This window comes from Lelliottia sp. EB106-05-01-XG201 (assembly GCF_058791735.1).
Map to the genome: position 1 here is coordinate 4,715,621 of NZ_JBYTDV010000001.1, position 26,055 is coordinate 4,741,675.

The window sequence follows — 26,055 nt, forward strand, 5'->3', positions numbered from 1 at the left end:
AGGCCGCACGTCCCCTCACCCTAACCCTCTCCCGGGGGGAGAGGGGATTATCCGGAGAACTCTCATGACCGCATCCACCCCGCTGCTGGAGCTCAAGGGCATCACCAAGGTTTTCCCTGGTGTGCGCGCCCTGGAGAACGTGCAGCTTGAGCTTTGGCCCGGCAAAGTTACCGCCCTGATCGGCGAGAACGGCGCGGGCAAATCGACGCTGGTCAAAGTGATGACCGGGATTTACCAGCCTGAAGAGGGCGAAATCCTCTATAAAGCGATCCCCATTCATCTCCCGACGCCCGAATCGGCGCACAAGGTTGGGATTACCGCGATTCATCAGGAAACCGTGCTGTTCGATGAGCTGTCGGTGACCGAAAACATTTTTGTCGGCCAGTACCTGCACAAAGGCTTTTTCAAAAAGCTCGACTGGCCAGAGATGCACCGCCGGGCGCAGGAGATCCTCACGCGCCTCGAGGTGCAAATCGACCCGCGCGCGACGCTCAAAACCCTGAGCATCGCTCAGCGGCATATGGTCGCCATCGCCCGCGCCCTGTCGTTCGAGGCGCAGGTGGTGATCCTCGACGAACCCACCGCCGCCCTGTCGCAGCACGAAATCCTCGATTTTTATCAGATCGTTGAGCGCCTCAAGCAGGAGGGGAAAGCCATTCTCTTTATCTCGCACAAGTTCGACGAGATTTTTGAGCTGGCAGATCACTACACCATTTTGCGCGACGGCGTATTCGTTGGCGCAGGGGCGATCAACGACATTACCGAGGAGCGGATGGTGGCGATGATGGTGGGCCGGGCGATCACCCAGACCTTCCCGAAAGTGGCGTGCGAAAAAGGGGCGACGGTGCTGGAGGTGAAAGACCTCTGCCACCCGACCGAGTTCGCGCACATCTCGTTTTCTCTGCGCAAAGGCGAAATCCTCGGCTTTTACGGGCTGGTCGGCGCCGGGCGGACCGAACTGATGCAGGCGCTTTCCGGCGTGACCCGCCCCTCTTCCGGCGAAATCGTCCTCAACGGCAGCGCGCAGCATTTCCGCCAGCCTGCCGACGCGATCCGCGCGGGGATTGTCTGCGTGCCGGAGGAGCGGCAAAAGCAGGGGGCGATTATCGAGCTGTCGATTGCCCAGAACATCAGCCTACCGCAGCTGAGCAAACTCAACCCCGGCGGCGTATTAAACCAGGATCGCGAATGGGCGCTGGCCGATGAGTACGCCCGACGCTTGCAGGTCAAAGCCTTTAGCTGGAAACAGCCGGTCGAAACGCTCTCCGGCGGCAATCAGCAAAAGGTGGTTATTGGCAAATGGCTGGCGACGCATCCTGAGGTGATCATCCTCGATGAGCCGACAAAAGGCATCGATATTGGCTCAAAAGCGGCCGTTCATCAGTTTATGTCCGAACTGGTCGGCCAGGGGCTGGCGGTGATCATGGTCTCGTCGGAACTGCCGGAAGTGATGGGCATGGCCGATCGCATCATCGTCATGCACGAAGGGCTGATGGTGGCGGAATACCCGGCAGGCGGCGCGACGGCGGAAACCATCGTCAGCGCGGCCAGCGGCGCAAAACAGGAGGCCGCGTAATGTTCAAGTCACTCCTGAAACACCGCGAAGCCCTGCTGGGCGGCGTCATCGTGCTGATGATACTCGCCATCGGCAGCCGGGTGCCGTCGTTTATCGCGCCGGGAAATCTGGTCGAGATGTTTAACGACACCTCGATTCTGATCATTCTCGCGCTGGGCCAGATGATGGTCCTGCTGACCAAAGGCATCGACCTGTCGATGGCGGCCAATCTGGCGCTGACCGGGATGATTGTCGCCCTGATTAACTTCCACTATCCCGACGTGCCGGTCTGGGCGCTGCTGTTTCTCGCCACCGCCCTCGGCCTGCTGATGGGCGTCATCAACGGCCTGCTGGTGTGGAAACTGGGGATCCCGGCGATTGTGGTGACGCTCGGCACCATGAGCATCTATCGCGGGATTATCTTTTTACTCACCGGCGGCGGCTGGGTGAACTCCAACCAAATGGGGGCGGATTTCCTCGCTCTGCCGCGCGCCTCCCTGCTCGGCCTGCCGGTCCTGAGCTGGTGCGCGATTGCCGCCCTGCTGCTGGTCGGCTATTTCCTGCGCTACAGTCGCACCGGACGCGCCCTGTACACCGCGGGCGGCAACGCCACGGCGGCGTATTACACCGGGATTAACGCGGGCAAAATGCAGTTCGTCAGCTTCTGCCTCTCGGGCGCGCTGGCCGGATTCTGCGGCTATCTGTGGATCTCACGCTTCGCCGTGGCCTACGTCGACGTTGCCAACGGCTTTGAGCTGCAGGTCGTCGCCGCGTGCGTAATCGGCGGAATCAGCACCATGGGCGGCACGGGCCGGGTGTTGGGCTGCCTGTTTGGCGCGCTGTTCCTTGGGGTGATCAACAACGCGCTGCCGGTGATCGGCGTTTCGCCGTTCTGGCAGATGGCGATTTCCGGGACGGTGATCGTGATTGCGGTGCTGCTCAATGAACGCGGCAACAAACGCAAAGGGCGGCTGATCCTGCGCGATGCCGCCCTGGCGCGGCAGAAACAGGCGGTGAACTCATGAGCAAAATGATGACTACCGAAGAGATCAAAAACCAACCGACTTCGACGGGGATTTTCCAGCGCCTGCTGTGCTGGGAGGGTTTCCTGCTGGCGGTCACGCTGGCGGTGTTTATCGTCAACGCGATGGCCTCGCCGTACTTCCTCGATATCTGGAACCTGTCGGATGCCACCTTCAACTTCACCGAAAAAGCGATCATCGTGCTGCCGATGGCGATGCTGATTATCGCCCGTGAAATCGACCTGTCTGTGGCCTCAACCATCGCGCTCAGCTCCACGGCGATGGGCTTTTGCGCGGCGGCCGGCGTGGATACGCCGCTGCTGGTCTGCGTGGGATTAGGCGTCGGGCTGCTGTGCGGGCTGTTCAACGGCTTTCTGGTGACGCGCTTTAACCTGTCGTCGATCGTGATCACCATCGGCACCATGAGCCTGTATCGCGGCATTACCTACATTTTGCTCGGCGATCAGGCGCTGAACACCTGGCCGGAGAGCTTCGCCTGGTTCGGGCAGGGCTACGTGTGGGGCGCGCTGTCGTTTGAGTTCGCGCTGTTTATCGTCCTGGCGGCGGTGTTTGCCTTCGTGCTGCATCGCACCAACTTCGGTCGCCGGACTTACGCCATCGGCAACAACCCGACCGGGGCGTGGTATTCGGGCATCAACGTGAAGCGTCACAACCTGCTGCTGTTTGCGCTGGTGGGGCTGATGTCGGGACTGGCCTCGGTGCTGCTCACCTCACGTCTCGGCAGCACGCGCCCGACCATTGCGATGGGCTGGGAGTTGGCGGTGGTGACGATGGCGGTGCTTGGCGGCGTCAATATTCTCGGCGGGTCCGGCAGCATGGTGGGCGTGATCATCGCCGCCTTCCTGATGGGGCTGGTGACCTTTGGCCTGAGCCTGCTCAACGTGCCCGGCATTGTGATGTCGGTGATCATCGGCGCGATGCTGATTGTGGTGATTTCGCTGCCGATTATGACCCGCCGGGTTTTGCAGCGAAGACGGATCTAAAGCCGGGTGGCGCTGCGCTTACCCGGCCTACTTAACCGTAGGCCCGCGCAAGCGCAGCGCCGCCGGGCATAAAAATCACAGTAATTAAGGAGAATTATCATGAGCTTTATGTTGGCACTGCCGAAAATCAGCCTGCACGGCGCAGGCGCTATCGGCGATATGGTCAATCTGGTGGCGAGCAAACAGTGGGGCAAAGCGCTGATCGTCACCGACGGCCAGCTGGTCAAAATGGGCCTGCTCGAAAGTCTGTTTACCGCTCTGGACGCCCATCAGATGTCGTATCACCTGTTTGATGAAGTGTTCCCGAACCCGACGGAAGCGCTGGTGAAAAAAGGCTTTGCGGCGTATCAGAGCGCCGAATGTGACTACCTGATCGCCTTCGGCGGCGGCAGCCCGATTGATACGGCAAAAGCGATTAAAATCCTCACCGCCAACCCTGGCCCGTCAACCGCCTACTCCGGCGTCGGCAAGGTAAAAAATGCCGGCGTGCCGCTGGTGGCAATCAACACCACGGCAGGCACCGCGGCGGAGATGACCAGCAACGCGGTGATCATCGACAGCGAGCGCCAGGTGAAAGAGGTGATTATCGACCCGAATATCATACCGGATATCGCCGTGGACGACGCCAGCGTGATGCTCGATATTCCCGCCTCCGTCACCGCCGCAACGGGGATGGATGCCCTGACTCACGCTATCGAAGCCTATGTTTCCGTTGGCGCGCACCCGCTGACGGACGCCAACGCCCTGGAGGCGATTCGTCTGATCAGCCTCTGGCTGCCGAAAGCGGTCGACGAGGGACACAACCTCGAAGCGCGCGAGCAGATGGCCTTCGGCCAGTATCTGGCGGGCATGGCCTTTAACAGCGCCGGTCTGGGCCTGGTACACGCCCTGGCGCATCAGCCAGGCGCGACCCACAACCTGCCGCACGGCGTGTGCAACGCCATCCTGCTGCCGATCATCGAAAACTTTAACCGCCCGAACGCGGTGGCCCGTTTTGCCCGCGTGGCGCAGGCGATGGGCGTGGAGACGCGCGGAATGAGTGACGAAGCGGCCAGCATGGAGGCGATCAACGCCATTCGCGCCCTGAGTACTCGCGTCGGCATTCCTTCCGGGTTTAGCAAACTCGGCGTCACCAAAGCCGATATCGAAGGCTGGCTGGACAAAGCCCTCGCCGACCCGTGTGCGCCGTGCAACCCGCGCACCGCCAGCCGCGACGAAGTGCGCGAGCTGTATCTGGAGGCCTTATGATCCGCAAAGCTTTTGTGATGCAGGTAAACCCGGACGCCCACGAGGAGTATCAGCGCCGCCACACCCCCATCTGGCCGGAACTGGAGTCGGTGCTGAAAGACCACGGCGCGCACCACTACGCCATTTATCTCGACAAAGAACGTCACCTGCTGTTTGCAACCGTGGAGATTGAATCGGAAGAGCGCTGGAACGCGGTAGCCAATACCGACGTGTGCCAGCGCTGGTGGAAACACATGCGCGACGTGATGCCCGCCAACCCGGACAACAGCCCGGTGAGTGCGGAGCTGAAAGAGGTGTTTTTCCTCGAGTAAGGTGTTGTGTGATTGCCGGGTGGCGGCTGCGCCTTACCCGGCCTACGAAAGATTATGCTGCCGCCCTTGCGGCAGCGATTTCCTGCCTGCTGCTCAGCGTAAACGCCGAGATGACCGTCACCGCCAGCACGAAGCATCCGAGCATCAGATAGGTGTCCTGGAAGCCGATCCGGTCATACATATTCCCGGCGAACGCCGAAAGGAAAATGGCGGCCGACTGTTTGGCAAAGTTGAAGCCAATCAGATAGATGGTCGCTGACAGACGGGTATCAAACACGCCGGTGATGTATTTAAACGCTCCCACCAGCAGGAAGGGTACTTCCAGCGCATGGAGCATTTTCAGGGCGATCACTTCCACCACCGTGGTGGCGAAGGACGAGCCGATAATGCGCGTCGCCATAATCAGCCCGGCAATCAGCAGGGTGTTTTTCGCGCCGATGCGGTTAATGATCCACGGCGAGCAGAACATGATGATCGCGTTACAAATCTCCCCGGCCGTGGTCGCAAAACCAAAGGCGCGCGTTCCCTCTTCCGGCGTCGCAAAGAACGATTTGAAGAAGGTGGCAAACTGCTGATCGAAGACGTCATACACGCAGGCCACGCCTATCACGTACAGAATAAACATCCACATTTTGCGCTGACGGAACAGGGTGAAGACGGTTTTGGCGGTGATTTGCGGCTGGTTAGCCCCCAGCGCGTTCATCACTTCGGCGGTCTGGTTTGGCTTCGGTTTGGCGACCACCAGCAGAAGCATCAGCAGCAGCGCCGCGCCGGAGCCCATCCAGAAGACATACGACGGATCGATGCTGAACAACACGCCGCCCGTCGAAGCGCACAGCCCCCAGCCCAGACAGCCGAACATACGCGCTTTGCCGTATTCGAAGAAGCTGTTGCGACTCACGCGCTCGATGTAAGCCTCAATCGCCCCCGAGCCCGCCGAGAAGACAAAGCCGATATACAGCCCGCCGCTCAGCGCCCCGAGCCAGATATTCATCTTCAGCAGCGGCGCGAAAACGTAGAGGAAGAACGGCGCGAACAAAAAGAGTAAAACCGCGATGATCCACAGCAGGTGTTTTTTCAGCCCCAGCTTGTCGGAAATGACGCCCAGCACCGGCTGGAAGGCAATCGCCGAGAGCGAGATGCAGGAGAAGACAATCCCGGTATGGGTTTTATTCAGGCCGATGATATCCGACAGCCAGATCGGCAGGAACGGAAAGCAGGTGGCCATAATGAAGAAGTAGAGAAAGAAGAACGCCCCGAAAATCCAGAAATTAGGGTTGTCTTTGTGGGTACAGGCAGTCGTGTTCATTATTTTTATCCTCAACTCAGGGCCGGTCGCCCGGCCCATCACCCTTACACGCGTTCAACGCCAATCAGAATGGCGGTTTCCGGGTCCAGAATCGGCAGGACGAGCCCCGCCTGCATCAGCCATTCGCCGCTCACCGTTTGCGGCGTTTCCATCCATGCCGGGAGTTTGCGCATGGTGTGACCCCCTTCCCCGGTCAGGCGGATATTCGGGTGATCGAGCAACGTGATGCGATACTGCGCGTCTGGCGCCAGGCCCGGCATGCGCAGCGGCATCATCAGGGTGTAATCCGGCATGGCCAGCTGGCTGACGATAAACAGCCCCTGCCGCTGGTCTTCGCTCACTATACCCTGCGCCTGGGTGGTGGCGTCCGGCATATCCACGCGCCACTGGGTGCCGTGGTGAATCACCTCGCGCCACTGTTTGTGCAGCGCGGCATAGCGGCGGTAGCCTTCGCGCTCGTGCTCGTCGACGGTGAGCGGGTCCAGCTCCAGCCCCATGTGCCCAAACAGCGCCGTCAGCCCACGGAATTCAATGCTGTGCTGGCGGAAGGTGGCGTGGCATTTATGATGACCGATATGCGCACCCATCACCTCCGGCGGGAAGAAGTAGCTCATTCCGCGCTGGATGGTGTTGCGCTCGAGCGCGTCGTTGTTATCGGAGGCCCAGAAGCGATGGCAGCGGGTCAGCACTTCGTAATCAATACGTCCGCCGCCGGACGAGCAGGATTCGAATTCCACGTTCGGGAAGCGCTGACCCAGCGTCTCAAGCAGACGATAATACTGGCGCGTTTGCGCGTCCGCCGCCGCTTTGCCGAGATGGCCCGGCTGCACAAGCTCGCGGTTCATGTCCCACTTCACGTAGTCCACCGGATGTTCGCCCAGCAGCCAGCTCATGCGCTCCAGCAGATACTCAAAAGCTTCAGGTATGTTCAGGTTCAGCACCAGCTGATGTCGCCCCGTCGCCTGCGGATACCCCGGCAACGCCAGCACCCAGTCAGGATGGGCGCGGTAGAGATCCGAGTCCGGGTTAATCATCTCCGGCTCCACCCAGATGCCAAACTCCATGCCGAGATTTTTGACGTGATTGATTACCGGCATCAGGCCGTTGGGGTATTTTTTCTCGTCGAGCGTCCAGTCGCCTAGGGCGGCGTGGTCGTCGTTGCGCCCTTTAAACCAGCCGTCGTCGATGATGAAACGCTCCACGCCCAGCGCCGCGGCTTCGTCGGCCATGCGCATGATGTATTCCGGATCGTGGTTGAAATAAATCCCTTCCCAGGTGTTGAGATGCACCGGGCGCGGTTTGTTTTCCGGGAAGCGAATAATATTGTCGCGCAGATAGCGGTGGAACTGCTGGCTCATGCCGTTCAGCCCCTGCGCGGAGTAGCTGGCGTAGAGCTTCGGCGTCCAGAGGGTTTCGCCCTCGGCAATCGCCATTTCCCCCGGCAGATAGAGCGCTTCGGCCTGCACGTAGCGGCGGCCATCGGTTTTGACTTCGGCGCGCAGGCGGTGGTTGCCGCTCCAGCCGAGATGCACGCCCCACACGTCGCCGTGCATTTCGCTGAACGCCGGCGTACCGGTCATCAGCGCCGGGAAATGTTCGTGAGAGGTGCGCCCACGGCGGTTCTCAATCACAAAGCTGTCGTGCTCAAGGGTCAGACGATGCGGCTGGAATTCGCGGATCCAGCGGCCATGAAACGCCATCACCTCTTTCGCGCGCTCCGAAACCGGCAGCGTCACGGCCAGGCGATCCACCTGCCATGGCTGCGCTCGCAGGTTGGTCAGACCGTGGCGCACCACCAGCACGCCGCTCTCATCGAGGGCGAGTTCGCTGGTCAGGCGTAGCCCGGCATGTTCATCTTCTGCGGTAATGGTCAGGCTCTGGCCCTGCTGATCGACAGCTTCGGTCCTGAAAACCGGAGACCCGTCCAGCCCCTGACGGTGGCCTTCGATGCCCGGCGCACCGAACAGACCGTGGCCCAGCTCGGCCATCAGCGTCAGCGGAATATCCACATCCAGCCTGCCGTTGGCGACCGGACGAATCAGGCTTTGCGCATCCTGCGGTGAAAAGTGGCGAAGGTGTGGCCCCCAGTAGACAATTTCGGCGAACGGGTGAGTTTTGATCACCACGTCTGTCGTCGGGCTTTCGAGTCGTAAAATGGAATCTTGCATCGGACATCTCCTGTCATCAGATGTCCTGAGTGTTGATGCGAAACGTTTCGGATACCAACCAAAACGTTTCGGATCTGTGATCCACTTTAGAATTTTGCGGAGATTTAGGCCGTCTGGCCCGGTGAAAATTCAGGCTGCCAGAGCACCTGCAACTGAGAAATATCCTCGCCATTGATGAGCTGGCGCACCATGTCAGCGATTTGCTTGCCGACGCCCTCGCGGGTGGACTGGATCACCGCCGCCACATCGGCCTCGACAATGCTGTCCTGCGGCAGACCGTCGTACACCACAAGCGAAACCGCGTCGCTGCCGGTCAGTCGCCCCTGCTGGGCCAGCGCCATGGCGGCTCCGTCACCGTGGGTGTTGCAGTCGGTGACAATCGCGGTGGGCGGGTTGGGCAGCGAAAGCAGCTCAAGCGTCGTGGTATAGCCCGCGCGGCGCGACGGCGGCATGGCGCGCAGCCATTCGCTGGAGAGCCCCGCTTCGCGCAGGGCGTCGAGATAGCCCAGACGACGCTGGGTGATAAACGCCTGATTATTACTCTCGCCTAACAGGGCGATGCGCTGATGGCCTTTGTCGATCAGCCAACTCGTGGCGCGATAGGTGCCCGCATAGTTATCGAAATCAAACCACGCGTAGGGTTTCGGCAGCTGGCTGCGGCCAAGGGCGAGGAACGGGAAACCGGCGTTTTGCAGCTGCGTGAGGCGCGGGTCCTGATCGAGAGTATGGGCGACAATCAGGGCATCCACGCGGCGGCTTTGCACCATGCGCATATAGCTGTGTTTGTCGGCGAGGTCATCATCGGCGATCAGCAGCAAATCAATCTCATGTCGCGCCAGTTCGTGGCTAATTTCGCCGACCATGTCCATAAACACGCTGTTATTAAGCGGAACCGGATGCACGGGAAACACCAGCCCGACGGCGTCGATTTTGCCCATCTTCAGACGACGGGCAAAGGTGTTCGGTCGATAGCCACGGCGCTGCGCTTCGGCTTCCACGCGGGCGCGCGTCTCGCGAGAAACGTCATCATATCCGTTGAGGGCGCGGCTGACGGTGGTAACAGACAGCCCCAGTTCTTTGGCAATGGCTTTGAGCGACATGATTTCCGTGTCCGAAGAAGTTAGTTTTGTTCCGCCACTAAAAGCGCGTGGGTATCGGGTTCCAGCGCCTTAAAGATGTGCGGCTGGTCGGCGGGATAGCAGATGTAATCGCCCGGACCGAGCTCTTCCGGCGCGTCCGTCAGGCCGATCAGCGCCCGCCCTTGGGTGACAATAATGTGCTCCACAGAACCCGGCGGATGCGGCTGCGAAATGCGGTCCGCGCCTGGCTGGGTCATCAGGAGATAGACATCCCGACGCGCGCCCGGCGGGCAGGACGCCAGTAAAATCGCCTGATAGTTCGCCTGCTCGGCAATCACTTTGGTGCCTTCGCCCCGGCGGATCACCTGGGTGGTCGGCTGCTGCGGCTCCAGCAGACGCGCGAAAGGAATTCCGAGCGCCACGCAGAGCGACCAGAGCGTTTCCAGGCTAGGATTGCCATTGCCCGACTCCAGCTGTGACAGCGTGGATTTGGCGATCCCGGCGCGGCGCGCGATTTCCGCCAGCGACAGCCCGGTTCGCAGGCGTTCCCGCACCAGGCTTTTGGCGATCACGCTGATTGGCTGCGTCATAAAACGGCCTCTTGTTCTATAAATCGAACGAATCGTTCATCTTGAAAAACGAAATAGTTGCGTTCATTATAATGGAATCTCGTTCGATATGGCTAAAATTGTATGAAGAACTCCCTCTCCTGCCTGAAAGGCGACACGATAAAAGCGATCGTGCTGGTTTGCCTTGCCGTCGGCGTGGTCGGCATGTCCTACGGCTCGCTGGCGATGGCTTACGGCTTCCCGGTGTGGGTGCCGTTTTTACTCTCGATTACCGTCCTTGCGGGCGCGTCAGAATTTATGTTTATCGGCATCGTTGCCAGCGGCGGTAATCCCCTTGCGGCAGCGGCGGCGGGTCTGCTGGTCAATGCGCGCCACGTGCCGTTCGGCGTGACGGTGCGCGAACTGGTGGGAAAACGCGGCCTGAGCTTCCTCGGCTGCCACATCATGAACGACGAAAGCGTGGTGTTTGGCCTGTCACAAAAAACGCCCGAGCAGCGCAAAGCCGCCTACTGGCTGTGCGGTATGGGCGTGGCGATCGTCTGGCCGCTCGGCACGCTGTTAGGGGCGATGGTCGGCAAACTGCTGCCCGCGCCGGAAACCATCGGTCTCGACGCCGTGTTCCCGGCGATTTTGCTGGCGTTAGTGGTTCCGGCGTTTAAAAACCGCACCACGCTGATTCGCGCCTGCAGCGGCGCGGCGCTGTCGCTCGCCGCCGTGCCGTTCGCGCCGGTCGGTTTGCCGGTGTTGTTGTCATTGCTTGGTCTCGCCGCGAGGAAGAAATAATGGGAAATATGACGGTCTTTATCCTCGGCATCGCGATTTTGTCGGCGGGCACCTATCTGATGCGCCTCGGCGGGGCGAAACTCGGCAACCGCCTGGCGCTGTCCGAGCGTTCGCAGGCGTTGCTCTCAGATGCCGCAACGGTGCTGCTGTTTTCCGTGGCGCTGGCAACGACCTTCTACGAAGGCGACCATTTTGCCGGTATGGCGCGCGTGCTCGGCGTGGCCTTTGCCGTGTTCCTGGCCTGGCGCAAAGTTCCGCTGATCCTGGTGATTATCTCCGCGGCGGTAGTGACGGCGCTGCTGCGGGTGGCCGGTATCCATTGATAAAACACATTCCCTGATGATGAAAGATTCATCAGGGAAAGATCACGCCACAGAATGTGGGTTCGCCCACAAAACGCCCCTTTGATTCCCTGCTCTGTTGTCACATCGCGCTGACATATTCCCTCTCATAGCCCCCTCCTTGCCCTCGTACAATGGCTTCAGACATTTTCTGCTGGAGTGGCACCATGGCTCTACTGACTTCCCGCTGCATTAACCTCGATATTCACGGCAACAGCCCCTATTCGGTGCTGAAAACCCTCTCCGACATGGCCTTTCAGAACGGTTTTATCACCGACCGCAGCGCCTTTTTGCAGACGCTGTTACTGCGCGAAAAACTGCATTCCACCGGGTTTGGCTCCTGCATCGCGGTGCCGCACGGCAAGAGCGCGACCGTCAAACAGCCCTTTATCCTCTTCGCGCGCCAGACGGCGGGCGTGGAGTGGAAAGCCAGCGATGACGAGCCCGTCACCTGCTGGATCTGCCTCGGCGTGCCGCAGGAGGGCGAGGACGATCAGGTGAAAGTGATCGGCAGCCTGTGCCGCAAAATTATCCACGCCGATTTTATCGCCCAGCTCAAACAGGGCGATGCCGACCAGATTCTGGCGCTGCTCAACCAGACGCTCAGCCAATAGAGGGGTTACCCATGGAAAAATCCTTACGCCTGGTGGCGATCACCAACTGCCCGGCAGGCATTGCCCACACCTATATGGTGGCCGAGGCGCTGGAGCGCAAAGCGCGCGATCTGGGCCACAGCATTCAGGTGGAAACTCAGGGGTCGAGCGGGGTGGAGAATCACCTGAGCGACGCCGCCATTCACGCCGCGGATTATGTGATTCTGGCGACCGGTCGCGGCCTGAGCGCCGACGACCGCGCGCGCTTTGCGGGTAAGCAGGTGTATCAAATCCCGATCTCCCAGGCGCTAAAAAATATTGACGCCATTTTCGAACAGTTATCCACGCAATCACAGCTTTTCACCGCCGATAGCAGCGTAAAGCTGGGCAAACAGGATGTGCAGCAGGGCAGCGTAATGAGCCACCTGATGGCAGGCGTGTCGGCGGCCCTGCCGTTTGTGATTGGCGGCGGTATTCTCGTCGCCCTCGCCAATATGCTGGTGCAGTTTGGCCTGCCGTACACGGATATGGCGAAGGGCACCCCGTCGTTTACCTGGGTGATCGAGTCCATCGGTTATCTGGGATTCACCTTTATGATCCCGATTATGGGCGCGTACATCGCCCTGTCGATTGCCGATAAACCGGCGTTCGCCCCTGCCTTTTTGGTCTGCTATCTGGCGAACGACAAAGGGCTGCTCGGCACTCAGTCCGGCGCGGGTTTTCTCGGCGCGGTGGTGCTGGGGCTGGCGATCGGTTATTTCGTGCTGTGGTTCCGCAAGGTGAAACTGGGCAAGGCGCTGCAGCCGCTGCTCGGGTCGATGCTGATCCCCTTTTTCACTTTGCTGGTGTTTGGTGTGCTGACGTATTACGTGATTGGCCCGCTGATGTCCGATCTGATGGGCGGCCTGCTGCATTTCCTCAACACCATTCCACCGTCAATGAAGCTCGGCGCGGCCTTCCTGGTCGGCGCGATGCTGGCCTTTGATATGGGCGGCCCGGTCAACAAAACCGCGTGGTTCTTCTGTTTCTCCCTGCTGGAAAAACATATCTACGACTGGTACGCCATCGTCGGCGTGGTGGCCCTGATGCCGCCCGTCGCGGCAGGGATTGCGACCTACCTTGCGCCGAAACTCTTCACCGCGCAGGAGAAAGCGGCGGCCAGCAGCGCGATTGTGGTGGGCGCGACCGTCGCCACCGAACCGGCGATTCCTTATGCCCTCGCCGCGCCGCTGCCGATGCTGACCGCCAATACCCTGAGCGGCGGTATCGCGGGGATGCTGACCATTTCGTTTGGCATTCAGCGCCTGGCGCCGGGGCTGGGCGTATTTGACCCGCTGATCGGCCTGATGTCTCCGGGGGGGTCTTTCTATCTGGTGCTGGCCATCGGCCTGGCGCTGAATGTTTCGCTGATTATTTTACTGAAAAGCTGGTGGCTGAAGCGTCAGGCCGCTCGTCTGGAGATGTCCCATGAACATTGAGCTACTGAAAACCCTGTGCGATTGCAGCGCGGTCAGCGGGGATGAGCAGGAGGTGCGCGATGTGCTTATCCACACCCTGGAAAAGCACGCCGATGAAATCCGCTTTGACGGACTGGGGAGTTTTATTGCCCGCAAAGGTTCGCGCGGCCCGAAAGTCGCCATCGTCGGGCACATGGACGAAGTGGGGTTGATGGTCACCCATATCACCGACGAGGGCTTTATCCGCTTCGATACCATCGGCGGCTGGTGGAGCCAGTCGATGCTGAATCATCGCGTGACCATTCGCACCCGCAGCGGACGCAAAATCCCCGGCGTGATCGGCTCAGTCGCGCCCCATGCGCTAAGTGAAAAACAAAAGCAGCAGCCGATGACCTTTGACGAGATGTTTGTCGATATTGGCGCGAACAGCCGCGAAGAGGTCGCAAAACGTGGCATCGCGATGGGAGATTTTATCAGCCCGGAAGCCAATTTCGCCCAATGGGGCGAGGACAAAATCGTCGCCAAGGCGCTGGATAACCGCGTCGGCTGTGCCCTGATGGCGGAGCTGTTCCAGTGCGTTGATAACCCGAATATCACCCTGTACGGCGTCGGGAGCGTGGAAGAAGAGGTGGGTCTGCGCGGGGCGCAAACTTCCGCCGAGACGATTAAACCGGATGTGGTGATTGTGCTGGATACCGCCGTGGCGGGCGACGTGCCGGGCATCGACGCGGTGAAATATCCGCTCAAACTCGGTCACGGGCCGGGAGTGATGCTGTTCGATAAACGCTATTTCCCGAATCAGAAATTGCTGGCGGCGCTGAAAGCGAGCGCCGAAAAACGGGAAGCCGTGCTGCAATTTAGCACCATGAAAACCGGCGCGACCGACGGCGGGCGGTATAACGTGATGGGCGGGGGCCGTCCGGTGGTGGCACTTTGCCTGCCGACACGTTATCTGCACGCCAATAGCGGTATGATTTCGGCAACGGATTACGATGCGGCGTTCACCATTGTGCACGAGCTGTTGATGTCCCTCGACGAGGAGCACGTCGCCGCGTTTACGCAGTTTCGCTAAGGATGCAGCATGTTGAATGAACGCCAGTTTTCCCTGCTCGATGCCATCGAATCACAGCCCGTGTCCCTGAGCGTGCTGGCGCGGCAGACTGGCGTTTCGGCGCGCACCATTCTGCGGGATATTGATTATCTCAACTTTACCCTGAGCGGAAAGGCGCACATCCGCACGGCGGGTAACGCGCTGTATCAGCTGGATATTGTTGATCGAAAAAGCTATTTCCAGTTTTTGCAGCGTCATGATAATGATGACCGGATGCTGGCCCTGCTGCTGATCCACCCGGTGATTTCCCGCGCGCAGCTGGCCGATGCGCTCAATTTGCCCGACAGCTGGGTCGCCGAGCGTTTACCCCGCCTGAAAACCCGCCACCAGCGGGCGTTCAGCCTGGCGAGTCGCCCCGGTGCGGGTCATTACATCGACGTCGATGAACACAAACGTTTTCTCCTGCTCGCCAATGTCTATCGCAAAGATCCCTTCGTGTATCCCCTCACGGGTATGACGCCGGACGCTTACGCTCAACTTCAGGAACAGAGTCGACGGCAGACGGACTGGCCGAATATCTCCCCTGACTATCGGGTGAGCATGATCCTCGCGGCCTGCGCACTGCGGGAATGTCCACAATGCCCCGGCCCGACGATTCCAGAGAAAGTGCGCGAGCGGCTCAATCATCTGCAGCACCAGGCCGAGAGCATGACTCCCGAGTATGTCAGGGAACTACTCGCCGCCAGTTCCAGCGCGGGCTCGCCGCATGTGGTCGATGCGCAACTGATTGAGGATCTGACCGGCCATCTCAAACGCTGCGTGGCGATGCCGCAATGGCTGGCGGAAAATCGCCAGGGATCGATGAATCACCTGAAAGCCGCCTGGCCTGCCGCCTTTGATATGAGCGTGAAATTTATCAATCATCTGCGAACGGTGATGGATATTCCGTTAATCGACAGCGATCTTCCGGGGCTGTACTTCGCCTGTGCGCTGGAGCGCCATCAGCACGAATCGACGCCAATGATTTTATTGGCCGACCAGAACGCCATCGCCGCTATCAACAAAATGGCGATCGAGCGTGAAGTGCTGAACTGCCGGGTGATTGTGGCGCGCACGCCTGACGAACTTGATGCCATCTGCGAAGAGCTGACGCCTGCGCTTATCATCAACAACGGGCATGACACGCTGGATAACGGGCCGCGCCACGTCCTGACTATCCGCAATATCATCACTTCAGCCGGTATCGATCAGATCAAAGACTTCCTCGCTTCGGCGTTTATTCGCCAGCAGCCGGAACGTTTTTTCCCGCCAGAGGGGTATTTTCATTACCCTAACGCGGCAGGCGAAAGTTGGGCGCAGATTGTCGCGGCGATTGCGGCGCGGCTGTGCGCCGAAAAGCGGTTAACGCCCGAAGAATCACAGCGGATTTACCAGCGCGAGCAGGAAGGGGAAAACCTGATAGTGAACCGCATCGCCATCCCCCACTGCTGGAGCGATCGTCAAAAACCCTTTCGCGGATTTTTCATCACCCTTGAGCGCGGACTTCTGGTGAACGGGGAAGAGGTGCAACATCTGCTAATGGCCTGCGCCAGCGCGGCGAACCGGCAGGAGCTGAAAATTTTTAGCTTTCTGGCCAGTCAGCTGAACAGCCATTCGGCGGAGACGATTGAGAAAATCAGAGACTACGAGGGGTTTGTGGCGTTACTGCGCTAAGACCTGTCCCTGCTCCGAAGAGCAGGGGACAGTGGCGGCATGGCTTATTTGTTCAGTTCAGCCGTCATGTGCACACGGTTACCGGTGAATGCCTGGGTAATGGTGTAGGACGATGCGCCAGCCTGCTGTGCCTGAGCGGCAATTTTCGCTTCTGCACCATCGATGGTAGAAGAGGTGGCGGTCACGGTATCAGCGGCGAAAGAACCGAAAGAAGCGGCCAGAGCGATAACTGCAACAAAAGTTTTGATGTTTTTCATGATGTAAATCCTTCATTTGGTTGTTTAGATAAGGCGTTGTGCCTTGATGTGATAATAATAGGCCTCATCATCAACAACGAAAAGCGGAAGGATTTGCTAAAGTCTTTCAAATTTACTGATTGATAATTAAACGCTGCGGGTGGGTGTAAATGGTGACGCGCCCCGGCTTGCAGAACCCCACCAGCGTCAGGTTGCAGCGCTGGGCCACTTCCACCGCAAGGGTGGTCGCCGCCGAGACGGCAAACAAGATTTCAACGCCGCACATGGCCGCCTTTTGCACCATCTCATAGCTCGCCCGGCTGGAGACCAGCGCCGCGCCCTGCTGCCACTCGTCACTTTCTCCGGCGCGACGTCCGAGTAGTTTATCCAGCGCAACGTGACGGCCCACATCTTCGTGACCACCCGCAATTTCCCCCGATGGCAGAACCCACGCCGCCGCGTGCGTGCAGCCGCTCAGCTGGCCGATCGGCTGCACGTCGTTGAGATGCTCAAGGGCGCGATCGAGGTGTTTGAGATTGAAAGTCTGGGTAAACGGCAGCGGGACAATCGGCTTGCCGATATCGTTGAGTTGCTCGACGCCGCACACGCCGCAGCCGGTGCGTCCGGCCAGCGCGCGACGGCGCTCTTTGAGGCCCATAAAGCGGCGGCTGGAGAGCTCGATTTGCACTTCCAGGCCGTTGCAGACCTTCACCACCTCCATGCCGTAGATCTCCTGCGGGCGCTCGATAATGCCCTCGGAGAGCGAAAAACCGATCGCAAACAGCTCGAGATCTTTCGGCGAGGCCATCATCACCACGTGGGAGATACCGTTGTAGACCAGGGCCACAGGCACCTCTTCCGCCAGAAAATCGGGGACGCCGTGGGTAATGTGAGGGGGTCTGTGTACCACCTGCTCCACAACGCCGACGGGCAGTGGAGACGAATGGGTATCACGATTCTGTTTTGACACAACGGTATTCCTGAGCAACCACAAAGGTGAGCCTGCTATTGCATCACAAACCGCAGGCCTTGCGCATAGTATGGATCAACTTTTCGGCAGCCATACTCATCAAGTTTACCTACTCATTTGGGAGTGGCACAACCGAAGCGCTGATACAGCTCTTTAACAAGCCAGGGTCGAAATGTGATCAATATCACACTTTATAATCATCAGAGTGATAATACGTTCACTTTGTATTAACCCCACCGGAACAGGCTTACCGACATTGTGGTATTCTCAAATCATATCCCTCGTGGAATTGAGGGAATACATCAAATTTTGAGCGTTATGGTTACTTTGCAATCATGCGCAAAAACAAAAAACGAGTAATGTCGGAACGAAAAAAAGGAGTGACCCATGCAGGTCAGCAGAAGGCAGTTCTTTAAGATCTGCGCTGGCGGTATGGCAGGCACAACGGCAGCGGCGCTGGGCTTTGCCCCTGGTGTAGCGCTGGCGGAGACGCGGCAGTACAAACTGCTGCGTACCCGCGAAACCCGTAATACCTGTACGTACTGCTCTGTCGGTTGTGGGCTGTTAATGTATAGCCTCGGCGACGGCGCGAAAAACGCGAAAGCTTCCATCTTCCATATCGAAGGTGACCCGGACCATCCGGTCAACCGTGGTGCGCTGTGCCCGAAAGGGGCCGGTCTGGTGGACTTCATCCACTCCGAAAGCCGCCTGAAATTCCCCGAATATCGCGCCCCTGGCTCCGATAAATGGCAGCAAATCAGCTGGGAAACGGCGTTCGACCGTATCGCCAAACTGATGAAAGAAGACCGTGATGCGAACTTTGTCGCGCAGAATGCCGACGGCGTCACCGTTAACCGCTGGCTCTCCACCGGCATGCTCTGTGCTTCGGCATCCAGCAACGAAACCGGTTATTTAACCCAGAAATTTACGCGCGCACTCGGTATGCTCGCGGTCGACAACCAGGCGCGTGTCTGACACGGACCAACGGTAGCAAGTCTTGCTCCAACATTTGGTCGCGGTGCGATGACCAACCACTGGGTCGACATCAAAAACGCTAACCTCATCGTCGTGATGGGTGGAAACGCGGCAGAAGCGCATCCAGTCGGGTTCCGCTGGGCGATGGAAGCCAAAATCCACAATGGCGCAAAACTGATTGTGATCGATCCTCGCTTCACGCGTACGGCGTCAGTGGCGGATTTCTACACCCCTATTCGTTCAGGTACTGACATTACTTTCCTGTCAGGCGTTCTGCTGTACCTGATGACCAACGAAAAATATAACCGTGAATATACCGAGGCTTACACCAACGCCAGCCTGATCGTGCGTGAGGATTACGGCTTCGAAGACGGTCTGTTCAGCGGTTATGACGCCCAAAAACGCAAATACGATAAAACCAGCTGGAACTACGAGCTGGACGAGAACGGCTTTGCGAAACGCGATACCACTCTCGCCCACCCGCGCTGCGTGTGGAACCTGCTGAAAACGCACGTTTCCCGCTATACGCCGGAGGTGGTCGAAAACATCTGCGGTACGCCGAAAGCCGACTTCCTGAAAGTCTGCGAGTACATCGCCGAAACCAGCGCCCACGATAAAACCGCGTCGTTCCTCTACGCGCTGGGCTGGACGCAGCACTCCATTGGCGCGCAGAACATCCGCACCATGGCGATGGTTCAGCTGCTGCTCGGCAATATGGGGATGGCAGGCGGCGGCGTGAACGCCCTGCGCGGTCACTCCAACATTCAGGGCCTGACGGACCTCGGCCTGCTGTCGCAGAGCCTGCCGGGCTACATGACGCTGCCGAGCGAAAAACAGACCGACATCCAGACCTACCTGACCGCCAACACGCCGAAACCGCTGCTGGAAGGCCAGGTCAACTACTGGGGCAACTACCCGAAATTCTTCGTCTCGATGATGAAAGCCTTCTACGGCGATAAAGCGACAGCCGAAAACAGCTGGGGCTTTGACTGGCTGCCAAAGTGGGACAAGGGTTACGACGTTCTGCAGTATTTCGAGATGATGCACCAGGGCAAAGTGAACGGCTATCTGTGCCAGGGCTTTAACCCGGTCGCCTCGTTCCCGAATAAAAACAAGGTGGTGGAGTCCCTGTCGAAACTGAAATTCCTGGTGACGATTGACCCGCTCAATACCGAAACCTCGACCTTCTGGCAGAACCACGGCGAATCGAACGACGTCGATCCGTCGAAAATTCAGACCGAAGTGTTCCGCCTGCCATCCACCTGCTTCGCGGAAGAGAATGGCTCGATCGTTAACTCCGGTCGCTGGCTGCAGTGGCACTGGAAAGGCGCGGACGCCCCGGGCATCGCCCTGAACGACGGCGAGATCCTGGCCGGTATCTTCCTGCGCCTGCGCAAGATGTATGCGGCAGAGGGCGGGGCGAATCCGGAACAGGTTCTGAACATGACCTGGAACTATTCGACGCCTGACAATCCAGCCCCTGAAGAGGTGGCGATGGAGAGCAACGGTAAAGCGCTGGCGGATGTGATTGATCCGGCTACCGGCACCGTGCTGGCGAAGAAAGGCGATCAGCTGAGCACCTTTGCGCATCTGCGTGATGACGGCTCAACCGCCAGCGGCTGCTGGATTTTCGCCGGAAGCTGGACGCCGAAAGGCAACCAGATGGCGAACCGCGATAACGCCGATCCGTCGGGCCTCGGCAATACGCTGGGCTGGGCATGGGCGTGGCCGCTGAACCGCCGCATTCTCTATAACCGTGCTTCCGCTGACCCGCAGGGTAAACCCTGGGATCCGAAGCGTCAGCTCCTGAAATGGGACGGCGCGAAATGGGGCGGTGTGGATATTCCGGACTATAGCGCAGCCGCACCGGGCAGCGACGTCGGGCCATTTATCATGCAGCCAGAAGGCATGGGCCGCCTGTTTGCCATCGATAAAATGGCAGAAGGACCGTTCCCGGAACACTACGAGCCGTTTGAAACGCCGCTGGGAACCAACCCGCTGCACCCGAACGTGATCTCCAACCCGGCTGCCCGTATCTTCAAAGGCGATTTTGAAGCGCTGGGCAAAAAAGATAAGTTCCCGTACGTCGGCACTACGTACCGTCTGACCGAGCACTTCCACTACTGGACCAAACACGCGCTGCTTAACGCCATCGCGCAGCCGGAACAGTTTGTGGAGATCGGCGAGAAGCTGGCGAATAAGCTCGGCATCGCGCACGGCGATACGGTGAAAGTCTCCTCCAACCGTGGCTACATCAAGGCCAAGGCGGTGGTGACCAAACGTATTCGCACCCTGAATGTACATGGGCAAGAGGTGGATACCATCGGCATCCCGATTCACTGGGGTTACGAGGGCGTGGCGAAGAAAGGCTTTATCGCTAACACCCTGACGCCGTTCGTCGGTGATGCGAACACGCAGACGCCGGAGTTCAAAGCCTTCCTTGTGAACGTGGAAAAGGTGTAACGGAGACGACTTATGGCTTATCAATCGCAAGACATCATTCGTCGTTCCGCGACTAACGGTCTCACGCCCGCGCCGCAGGCGCGGGACCACCAGCAGGAAGTGGCGAAACTCATCGATGTGACCACCTGTATCGGCTGTAAAGCCTGTCAGGTGGCGTGCTCGGAGTGGAACGATCTCCGTGACGAAGTCGGTCATAACGTCGGGGTGTACGACAACCCCGCCGATTTGACCGCCAAGTCCTGGACGGTGATGCGTTTCTCGGAAGTGGAACAGAACGACAAACTGGAGTGGCTGATCCGCAAGGATGGCTGCATGCACTGCGCCGATCCGGGCTGCCTGAAGGCGTGTCCGTCAGAAGGGGCTATCATTCAGTATGCCAATGGCATCGTCGACTTCCAGTCTGAGCAGTGCATCGGCTGCGGCTACTGCATTGCGGGCTGTCCGTTCAACGTGCCGCGCCTGAACCCGGAAGACAACCGCGTCTACAAATGTACGCTGTGCGTCGACCGCGTGAACGTCGGCCAGGAACCGGCCTGCGTGAAAACCTGTCCGACGGGCGCTATCCACTTTGGCTCCAAAGAGGACATGAAAACCCTGGCGGGCGAGCGCGTGTCCGAGCTGAAAACCCGTGGTTACGACAATGCCGGTCTCTACGACCCGGCGGGCGTTGGCGGTACGCACGTGATGTATGTGCTGCACCATGCCGACAAGCCGAATCTGTATCACGGCCTGCCGGAGAATCCGGAAATCAGCGCTACGGTGAAATTCTGGAAAGGTATCTGGAAACCGCTGGCCGCCGTTGGCTTTGCCGCGACCTTTGCCGCCAGTATCTTCCACTACGTCGGCGTCGGTCCGAACCGCGCGGAAGAGGAAGACGACAATCTGCATGAAGAGAAAGACGAGGTGCGCAAATGAAAAGACGTGACACCATCGTGCGCTACACGGCGCCGGAACGTATCAACCACTGGGTCACCGCCTTCTGCTTCATGCTGGCGGCGATAAGCGGGCTGGGGTTCTTCTTCCCCTCCTTCAACTGGCTGATGCAAATCATGGGTACTCCGCAGCTGGCGCGCATTCTGCACCCGTTTGTCGGCGTGATCATGTTTGCCTCGTTTATCATCATGTTTTTCCGCTACTGGCACCATAACCTAATCAATCGGGATGATATCTTTTGGGCGAAGAATATTCGTAAGATCGTCGTCAACGAGGAAGTGGGTGATACCGGGCGTTATAACTTCGGCCAGAAATGCGTATTCTGGGCGGCGATTATCTTCCTGGTCCTGTTGCTGGCAAGCGGCGTGATCATCTGGCGTCCGTATTTTGCGCCTGCTTTCTCAATCCCGGTGATCCGGTTTGCGCTGATGCTGCATTCATTTGCCGCAGTAGCATTAATTGTGGTTATCATGGTGCATATCTACGCCGCCCTTTGGGTGAAAGGCACCATTACCGCGATGGTGGAAGGATGGGTAACCAGCACGTGGGCGAAGAAGCATCACCCGCGCTGGTACCGTGAGGTCCGCCAGAAACAGGAAAAGTCATCTGAATGAGTATTCGCATAATCCCGCAAGATGAGCTGGGTTCGAGCGAGAAACGCACGGCGGAGTACATTCCGCCGCTGTTATTCCCCAGACTCAAGAACCTCTACAACCGCCGCGCAGAACGCCTGCGCGAGCTGGCAGAGAACAATCCGCTCGGTGAGTTTCTGCGCTTTGCGGCGCTGATCGCCCATGCGCAGGAAGTGGTGCTGTACGACCATCCGCTGCAAATGGATCTCACCGCGCGTATCAAAGAAGCCAATGAACAGGGCAAGCCGCCGCTGGATATTCACGTCCTGCCGCGCGACAAACACTGGCAGAAGCTGCTGCACTCGCTGATTGCCGAGCTGAAGCCCGAGATGAGCGGCCCGGCGCTGGCGGTAATCGAGAATCTGGAAAAAGCCTCCGACCTCGAGCTGGAAGAGATGGCGAGCGCGCTGTTTGCCTCTGATTTTTCCCTGGTCAGCAGCGATAAAGCACCGTTTATCTGGGCCGCACTGTCGCTCTACTGGGCGCAGATGGCGAGCCTGATTCCGGGTAAAGCGCGCGCAGAATACGGCGAAGCCCGCCAGTTCTGCCCGGTGTGCGGCTCAATGCCGGTCACCAGCATGGTGCAAATCGGCACCACGCAAGGTTTGCGCTATCTGCACTGCAACCTGTGTGAAACCGAGTGGCACGTAGTGCGCATCAAATGCAGCAACTGCGAGCAGACCCGCGATCTGAACTACTGGTCTCTCGAAGACGAGAATGCGGCCATCAAAGCGGAAAGCTGCGGCGACTGCGGGACTTACCTGAAAATTCTCTATCAGGAAAAAGACCCGAAAGTGGAAGCCGTCGCCGACGACCTCGCCACGCTGGTGCTGGACGCGCGCATGGAGCAAGAGGGTTTTGCCCGCAGCTCCATCAACCCGTTCCTGTTCCCGGGTGAAGGGGAGTAGTTTTCTGTGATTGTGCCGGGCAGCGCTTGCTTGCCCGGCCTACAGAGCGTACGGCGTTTCTACTCCATTAATTCCGGCAAAATCTTTCGTGTTGCGCGTGATCAGCTGGCAATTTCTGATTTGAGCGCTGGCCAGGATAATGGCATCCGGTAACTTCATCCCGAACTCTGCACGCAGTAAGACACTCCGCTCCGCCACATCCCGCGAGACATCAATCACTTCAAACGCACCCAGCACCGCTGCGGTTTTGGCTTCCTGATGATATTTTCGTGCACCGACCATCACCTCCATCCAGGTGATCATACTGATCGCTCGGTGAGCCGCCCCATTTTCAATGGCATCCGCCGCCTCAACCTTATTGTTCAGGAGATCGATCAGAATATTGGTATCGAAAACCGCCATGCGCTCCATGCCTTACCACTCCTCACGCAGCTTACGCTCATACTCAAGGCCATCTTCCTGGCTATCGCCCCATAACCCTAACGCCTCCCGAATCACCGATGAACTTTGCCTGTCGAGATACTGCTCTACCGCTTCTCGTAGCAATTCGGCGCGCGGCTTATTTCGCAGCTGCTTGAGATCATCAAGCCTCTGAAGGACATCGTCTGACAAATCGAGGAGTATTCTGCCCATATCCATTCCAGCCATTATGCTCATATATACTCCCAGTATATCATCGTGGTTATTTTGCAAACAAAATACACATCGAAAATGGGGTTTTAAAGCTCAATTTTGCAGCTGCGATCGTTTTTGCGAGCCTCTTTCCAGATTTTCAATCCCCTCAAAATCCGTCGTTTTCTTCTGCCAGAAACCAGGCTATAAAACTGTATATTCATACAGATTTAAGGAACCAATATGGCACTGGAAAAAGGGATTGCGGAGCTGGTTCAGGAGTTTATTGCCGCCGGGCGGCCCTCTTCGCGAGGGCAGAATATTGATGACCGTCGCGCGGGATATGTCGCCAGTACAGTGCTGGCAGGTGAAACGGAAACTCGTGTTAACACGGGAACTATTGAACTGGAGGGGCTGAGGTTCCGGGTGTTTTCGCCATTAGATGCCGAGGAAACCCTGCCCACACTTATCTATTATCACGGCGGATGCTTTATCAGCGGCGGCTTTGAAACCCATGATAATCAGTTGCGTCAGTTGGCTTATTACAGTCGCTGTCGGGTCGTTGCCGTGCAGTATCGGCTGGCACCAGAACACACCTTCCCCGCCGCCCATGACGATGCAGAAAAAGCGGCTCGTCTGGTCTGGCAATATGCCGACCGGTTTGGTGCAGATAAAAATCACATCACCCTCGCCGGTGACAGCGCTGGCGGGCATCTGGCGCTGGTGACTGCGTTGCGGCTAAAAGAGAGCGGTGAATGGCAGCCTGCGCAGTTGCTCCTGATCTACCCGATGCTCGACGCGACGGCATATTATGAAAGCTATACCCGCAACGGGGCAGACTATGTCATTACCCGCGACACGCTTCTCAGTGGTTATGAGTTCTATCTTGCAGGAACTGACCGCCATCATCCCGAAGTCAGTCCGCTATGGCGTGACGACCTCAACGGGCTGCCCCAGACGCATATCATCACCGCCGAGTTCGATCCGCTTTGCGATGAAGGCGAGGCACTCTATCAACGTATGACGGAGCAGAGTGTTAACTGCACATGTCAGCGCTGGGCGGGGGTTATTCATGGTTTCTTTCAGTTAGGTGGAGTCAGCCAGTCGGCGCGGGATGTAATGCGGGATGTGGCCTGGCGAGTGAATTCACCAGGCCGTGAGAAATAGCGGGAGGAATTATTCCTCCTCGTTCCCACCCTCTTCATACGGACCAAATGGCTTCGCTGGCAGCACGAGGTAAGTACCCTCGAAGATGGCGCCGGAGGATTCATCGCCAAACAGCTCGACCTGCATCTGCACGCGCGCTTTTCGTCCGCGCGCCAGGCGGTCCAGATCGCCGCTGAGGGAGCCTAAGTCCGCGACTGCGCTCGGTTTGCCGCTGATAGGGCTGCTGTAGCGGATATGGGCGTCGGCGAGAATAATGGTGCCGCCGAGGTGCCGCTCGCGCAGCATCAGCCAGATCAGCCCCCAGCCGGTCAGGGTGGCGAGGGAGAACAGACTACCGGCGAACAAGGTATGGTGCGGGTTCTGATTGCCGATTTCCGGCATGGTGGTAATGAATTTTTGCCCGGTGTATTGCTGGATACGCACGCCCATCTTTTCGCTCAGCGGGATGTGCTGATACCAGGCCTGCTGCAGCTGGCCGCACCAGTCGGCGCGGTGGAGAATATCGTCGAGGGTGGCGATGGGTTTGATCATCAAAAAATGACGAATCGGGGTGGTTTGCGGCGCGGTGATTTCGCCTTCGTTGACGAAACCGAGCTTGGAGAAAAACTCCACCGCATCTTCGCGGGCGCTACAGGTGACGCGTTTCACGCCCTCCTGACGGGCAACGGATTCGAGCGTCATCGCCATCAGGGTGCCAAGCCCTTTGTCCTGCACGGACGGGTGCACGGCCATAAAGCGGATCGAGGCTTCGTTATCGGCATTGATATACAAACGCCCGACGGCAACCAGGTTGCCCTCTTCGTCCACCACCATCTGATGATGCGCCATCGCATCCCAGGCGTCGCGCTCGGAGCCTTTTGGCTGATGCAACGGTTTACGCAGCATTTCCCAGCGGAAGTGATAGTAAACCTCTAATTCTTCTTCTGTTTGCGGTACTCGAAGGTGATACATAGCTG

Annotated in this window: 25 protein-coding genes; 16 read left to right on the top strand and 9 right to left on the bottom strand. The window is 58.5% G+C overall.

Going from position 1 to position 26,055, the window contains the following annotated elements:
* Positions 1-64 precede the first annotated feature (64 nt).
* The 5 genes from AC3WS9_RS22020 (at position 65) to rhaM (ending at position 5,140) form a co-directional block, all read left to right on the top strand.
* Positions 65-1,576 carry a sugar ABC transporter ATP-binding protein gene (locus AC3WS9_RS22020; RefSeq protein ID WP_492490260.1) on the top strand — a complete coding sequence of 504 codons (1,512 nt, stop codon included), beginning with the start codon at positions 65-67 and terminating at the stop codon, positions 1,574-1,576.
* On the top strand, positions 1,576-2,580 hold the full coding sequence (locus AC3WS9_RS22025) for an ABC transporter permease (protein ID WP_285146468.1): 1,005 nt from the start codon (positions 1,576-1,578) through the stop codon (positions 2,578-2,580). The genes AC3WS9_RS22020 and AC3WS9_RS22025 overlap by 1 nt, the downstream gene beginning before the upstream one ends.
* Positions 2,577-3,581: an ABC transporter permease gene (locus tag AC3WS9_RS22030; protein ID WP_285154600.1), complete on the top strand. Its 1,005-nt coding sequence runs from the start codon at positions 2,577-2,579 to the stop codon at positions 3,579-3,581. The genes AC3WS9_RS22025 and AC3WS9_RS22030 overlap by 4 nt, the downstream gene beginning before the upstream one ends.
* 99 nt (positions 3,582-3,680) lie before the next feature.
* Positions 3,681-4,829 (top strand): lactaldehyde reductase, encoded by a 1,149-nt coding sequence (fucO, locus tag AC3WS9_RS22035; RefSeq protein ID WP_492490261.1) that lies wholly within the window; start codon positions 3,681-3,683, stop codon positions 4,827-4,829.
* Positions 4,826-5,140, top strand: coding sequence for an L-rhamnose mutarotase (rhaM, locus tag AC3WS9_RS22040; protein WP_285146465.1), 315 nt, complete (start codon positions 4,826-4,828; stop codon positions 5,138-5,140). The genes fucO and rhaM overlap by 4 nt, the downstream gene beginning before the upstream one ends.
* 52 nt (positions 5,141-5,192) lie before the next feature.
* Here the strand turns inward: rhaM and AC3WS9_RS22045 are convergent, their stop codons facing one another.
* From AC3WS9_RS22045 to AC3WS9_RS22060, 4 genes are all read right to left on the bottom strand, one after another.
* A complete protein-coding gene (locus tag AC3WS9_RS22045; RefSeq protein WP_282492173.1) occupies positions 5,193-6,449 on the bottom strand; it encodes an MFS transporter in 1,257 nt (418 codons plus the stop codon).
* A 44-nt stretch (positions 6,450-6,493) separates the two neighbouring features.
* The gene (locus AC3WS9_RS22050) at positions 6,494-8,617 is read right to left on the bottom strand and encodes an alpha-galactosidase (RefSeq protein ID WP_492490262.1); all 2,124 of its coding nucleotides are present in this window, start codon (positions 8,615-8,617) and stop codon (positions 6,494-6,496) included.
* Between the two features lie 104 nt (positions 8,618-8,721).
* Positions 8,722-9,717, bottom strand: coding sequence for a LacI family DNA-binding transcriptional regulator (locus AC3WS9_RS22055; RefSeq protein WP_492490263.1), 996 nt, complete (start codon positions 9,715-9,717; stop codon positions 8,722-8,724).
* 20 nt (positions 9,718-9,737) lie between these two features.
* A complete protein-coding gene (locus AC3WS9_RS22060) occupies positions 9,738-10,286 on the bottom strand; it encodes a helix-turn-helix domain-containing protein (protein ID WP_095284012.1) in 549 nt (182 codons plus the stop codon).
* 102 nt (positions 10,287-10,388) lie between these two features.
* Between AC3WS9_RS22060 and AC3WS9_RS22065 the strand changes: the two genes are divergently transcribed.
* The 6 genes from AC3WS9_RS22065 to AC3WS9_RS22090 all read left to right on the top strand — a co-directional run bounded on the left by AC3WS9_RS22065 (position 10,389) and on the right by AC3WS9_RS22090 (position 16,203).
* Positions 10,389-11,048 (top strand): AzlC family ABC transporter permease, encoded by a 660-nt coding sequence (locus AC3WS9_RS22065; protein ID WP_285146463.1) that lies wholly within the window; start codon positions 10,389-10,391, stop codon positions 11,046-11,048.
* Positions 11,048-11,371 carry an AzlD domain-containing protein gene (locus AC3WS9_RS22070; protein ID WP_285148601.1) on the top strand — a complete coding sequence of 108 codons (324 nt, stop codon included), beginning with the start codon at positions 11,048-11,050 and terminating at the stop codon, positions 11,369-11,371. Before AC3WS9_RS22065 ends, AC3WS9_RS22070 begins: the two co-directional genes overlap by 1 nt.
* A gap of 185 nt (positions 11,372-11,556) precedes the next feature.
* Positions 11,557-12,003, top strand: coding sequence for a PTS fructose transporter subunit IIA (locus tag AC3WS9_RS22075; RefSeq protein ID WP_492490264.1), 447 nt, complete (start codon positions 11,557-11,559; stop codon positions 12,001-12,003).
* 11 nt (positions 12,004-12,014) lie between these two features.
* Positions 12,015-13,460 (top strand): PTS fructose-like transporter subunit IIBC, encoded by a 1,446-nt coding sequence (locus AC3WS9_RS22080; RefSeq protein ID WP_285148602.1) that lies wholly within the window; start codon positions 12,015-12,017, stop codon positions 13,458-13,460.
* Positions 13,450-14,511, top strand: a complete 1,062-nt coding sequence (locus AC3WS9_RS22085; RefSeq protein WP_492490265.1) for an aminopeptidase — start codon at positions 13,450-13,452, stop codon at positions 14,509-14,511. The genes AC3WS9_RS22080 and AC3WS9_RS22085 overlap by 11 nt, the downstream gene beginning before the upstream one ends.
* 9 nt (positions 14,512-14,520) lie before the next feature.
* Positions 14,521-16,203 carry a putative frv operon regulatory protein gene (locus AC3WS9_RS22090; protein WP_492490266.1) on the top strand — a complete coding sequence of 561 codons (1,683 nt, stop codon included), beginning with the start codon at positions 14,521-14,523 and terminating at the stop codon, positions 16,201-16,203.
* Between the two features lie 44 nt (positions 16,204-16,247).
* Here the strand turns inward: AC3WS9_RS22090 and AC3WS9_RS22095 are convergent, their stop codons facing one another.
* Positions 16,248-16,460 carry a YdgH/BhsA/McbA-like domain containing protein gene (locus AC3WS9_RS22095; RefSeq protein ID WP_282492183.1) on the bottom strand — a complete coding sequence of 71 codons (213 nt, stop codon included), beginning with the start codon at positions 16,458-16,460 and terminating at the stop codon, positions 16,248-16,250.
* Positions 16,461-16,572: 112 nt separating this feature from the next.
* Complete coding sequence (gene fdhD, locus AC3WS9_RS22100; protein ID WP_492490267.1) at positions 16,573-17,409, bottom strand: formate dehydrogenase accessory sulfurtransferase FdhD; 837 nt, start codon at positions 17,407-17,409, stop codon at positions 16,573-16,575.
* A gap of 387 nt (positions 17,410-17,796) precedes the next feature.
* Here fdhD and fdnG point away from each other — a divergent pair, with 387 nt between their 5' ends.
* Genes fdnG through fdhE form a run of 4 tightly spaced genes read left to right on the top strand, consistent with a single transcriptional unit; the run spans position 17,797 to position 23,320 of the window.
* Positions 17,797-20,847 (top strand): formate dehydrogenase-N subunit alpha, encoded by a 3,051-nt coding sequence (fdnG, locus tag AC3WS9_RS22105; protein WP_324723237.1) that lies wholly within the window; start codon positions 17,797-17,799, stop codon positions 20,845-20,847.
* Positions 20,848-20,859: 12 nt separating this feature from the next.
* Complete coding sequence (fdxH, locus tag AC3WS9_RS22110) at positions 20,860-21,762, top strand: formate dehydrogenase subunit beta (RefSeq protein WP_095284023.1); 903 nt, start codon at positions 20,860-20,862, stop codon at positions 21,760-21,762.
* Entirely contained in the window at positions 21,759-22,394 is a 636-nt protein-coding gene (gene fdoI, locus AC3WS9_RS22115; RefSeq protein ID WP_095284024.1) for a formate dehydrogenase cytochrome b556 subunit, read from the top strand. Before fdxH ends, fdoI begins: the two co-directional genes overlap by 4 nt.
* Positions 22,391-23,320, top strand: a complete 930-nt coding sequence (gene fdhE, locus AC3WS9_RS22120) for a formate dehydrogenase accessory protein FdhE (RefSeq protein WP_282492186.1) — start codon at positions 22,391-22,393, stop codon at positions 23,318-23,320. The genes fdoI and fdhE overlap by 4 nt, the downstream gene beginning before the upstream one ends.
* A 39-nt stretch (positions 23,321-23,359) precedes the next feature.
* Here the strand turns inward: fdhE and AC3WS9_RS22125 are convergent, their stop codons facing one another.
* On the bottom strand, positions 23,360-23,731 hold the full coding sequence (locus AC3WS9_RS22125) for a type II toxin-antitoxin system VapC family toxin (RefSeq protein ID WP_492490268.1): 372 nt from the start codon (positions 23,729-23,731) through the stop codon (positions 23,360-23,362).
* A gap of 3 nt (positions 23,732-23,734) precedes the next feature.
* Positions 23,735-23,977 (bottom strand): ribbon-helix-helix protein, CopG family, encoded by a 243-nt coding sequence (locus AC3WS9_RS22130; RefSeq protein WP_285148612.1) that lies wholly within the window; start codon positions 23,975-23,977, stop codon positions 23,735-23,737.
* A gap of 198 nt (positions 23,978-24,175) precedes the next feature.
* On the opposite strand from AC3WS9_RS22130, the gene AC3WS9_RS22135 reads away from it, so the two are divergent.
* Complete coding sequence (locus tag AC3WS9_RS22135) at positions 24,176-25,099, top strand: alpha/beta hydrolase (RefSeq protein WP_492490269.1); 924 nt, start codon at positions 24,176-24,178, stop codon at positions 25,097-25,099.
* A 9-nt stretch (positions 25,100-25,108) separates the two neighbouring features.
* On the opposite strand, the gene fabY is transcribed toward AC3WS9_RS22135, so the two are convergent.
* Entirely contained in the window at positions 25,109-26,050 is a 942-nt protein-coding gene (gene fabY, locus AC3WS9_RS22140; RefSeq protein WP_282492190.1) for a fatty acid biosynthesis protein FabY, read from the bottom strand.
* Positions 26,051-26,055: the final 5 nt, after the last annotated feature.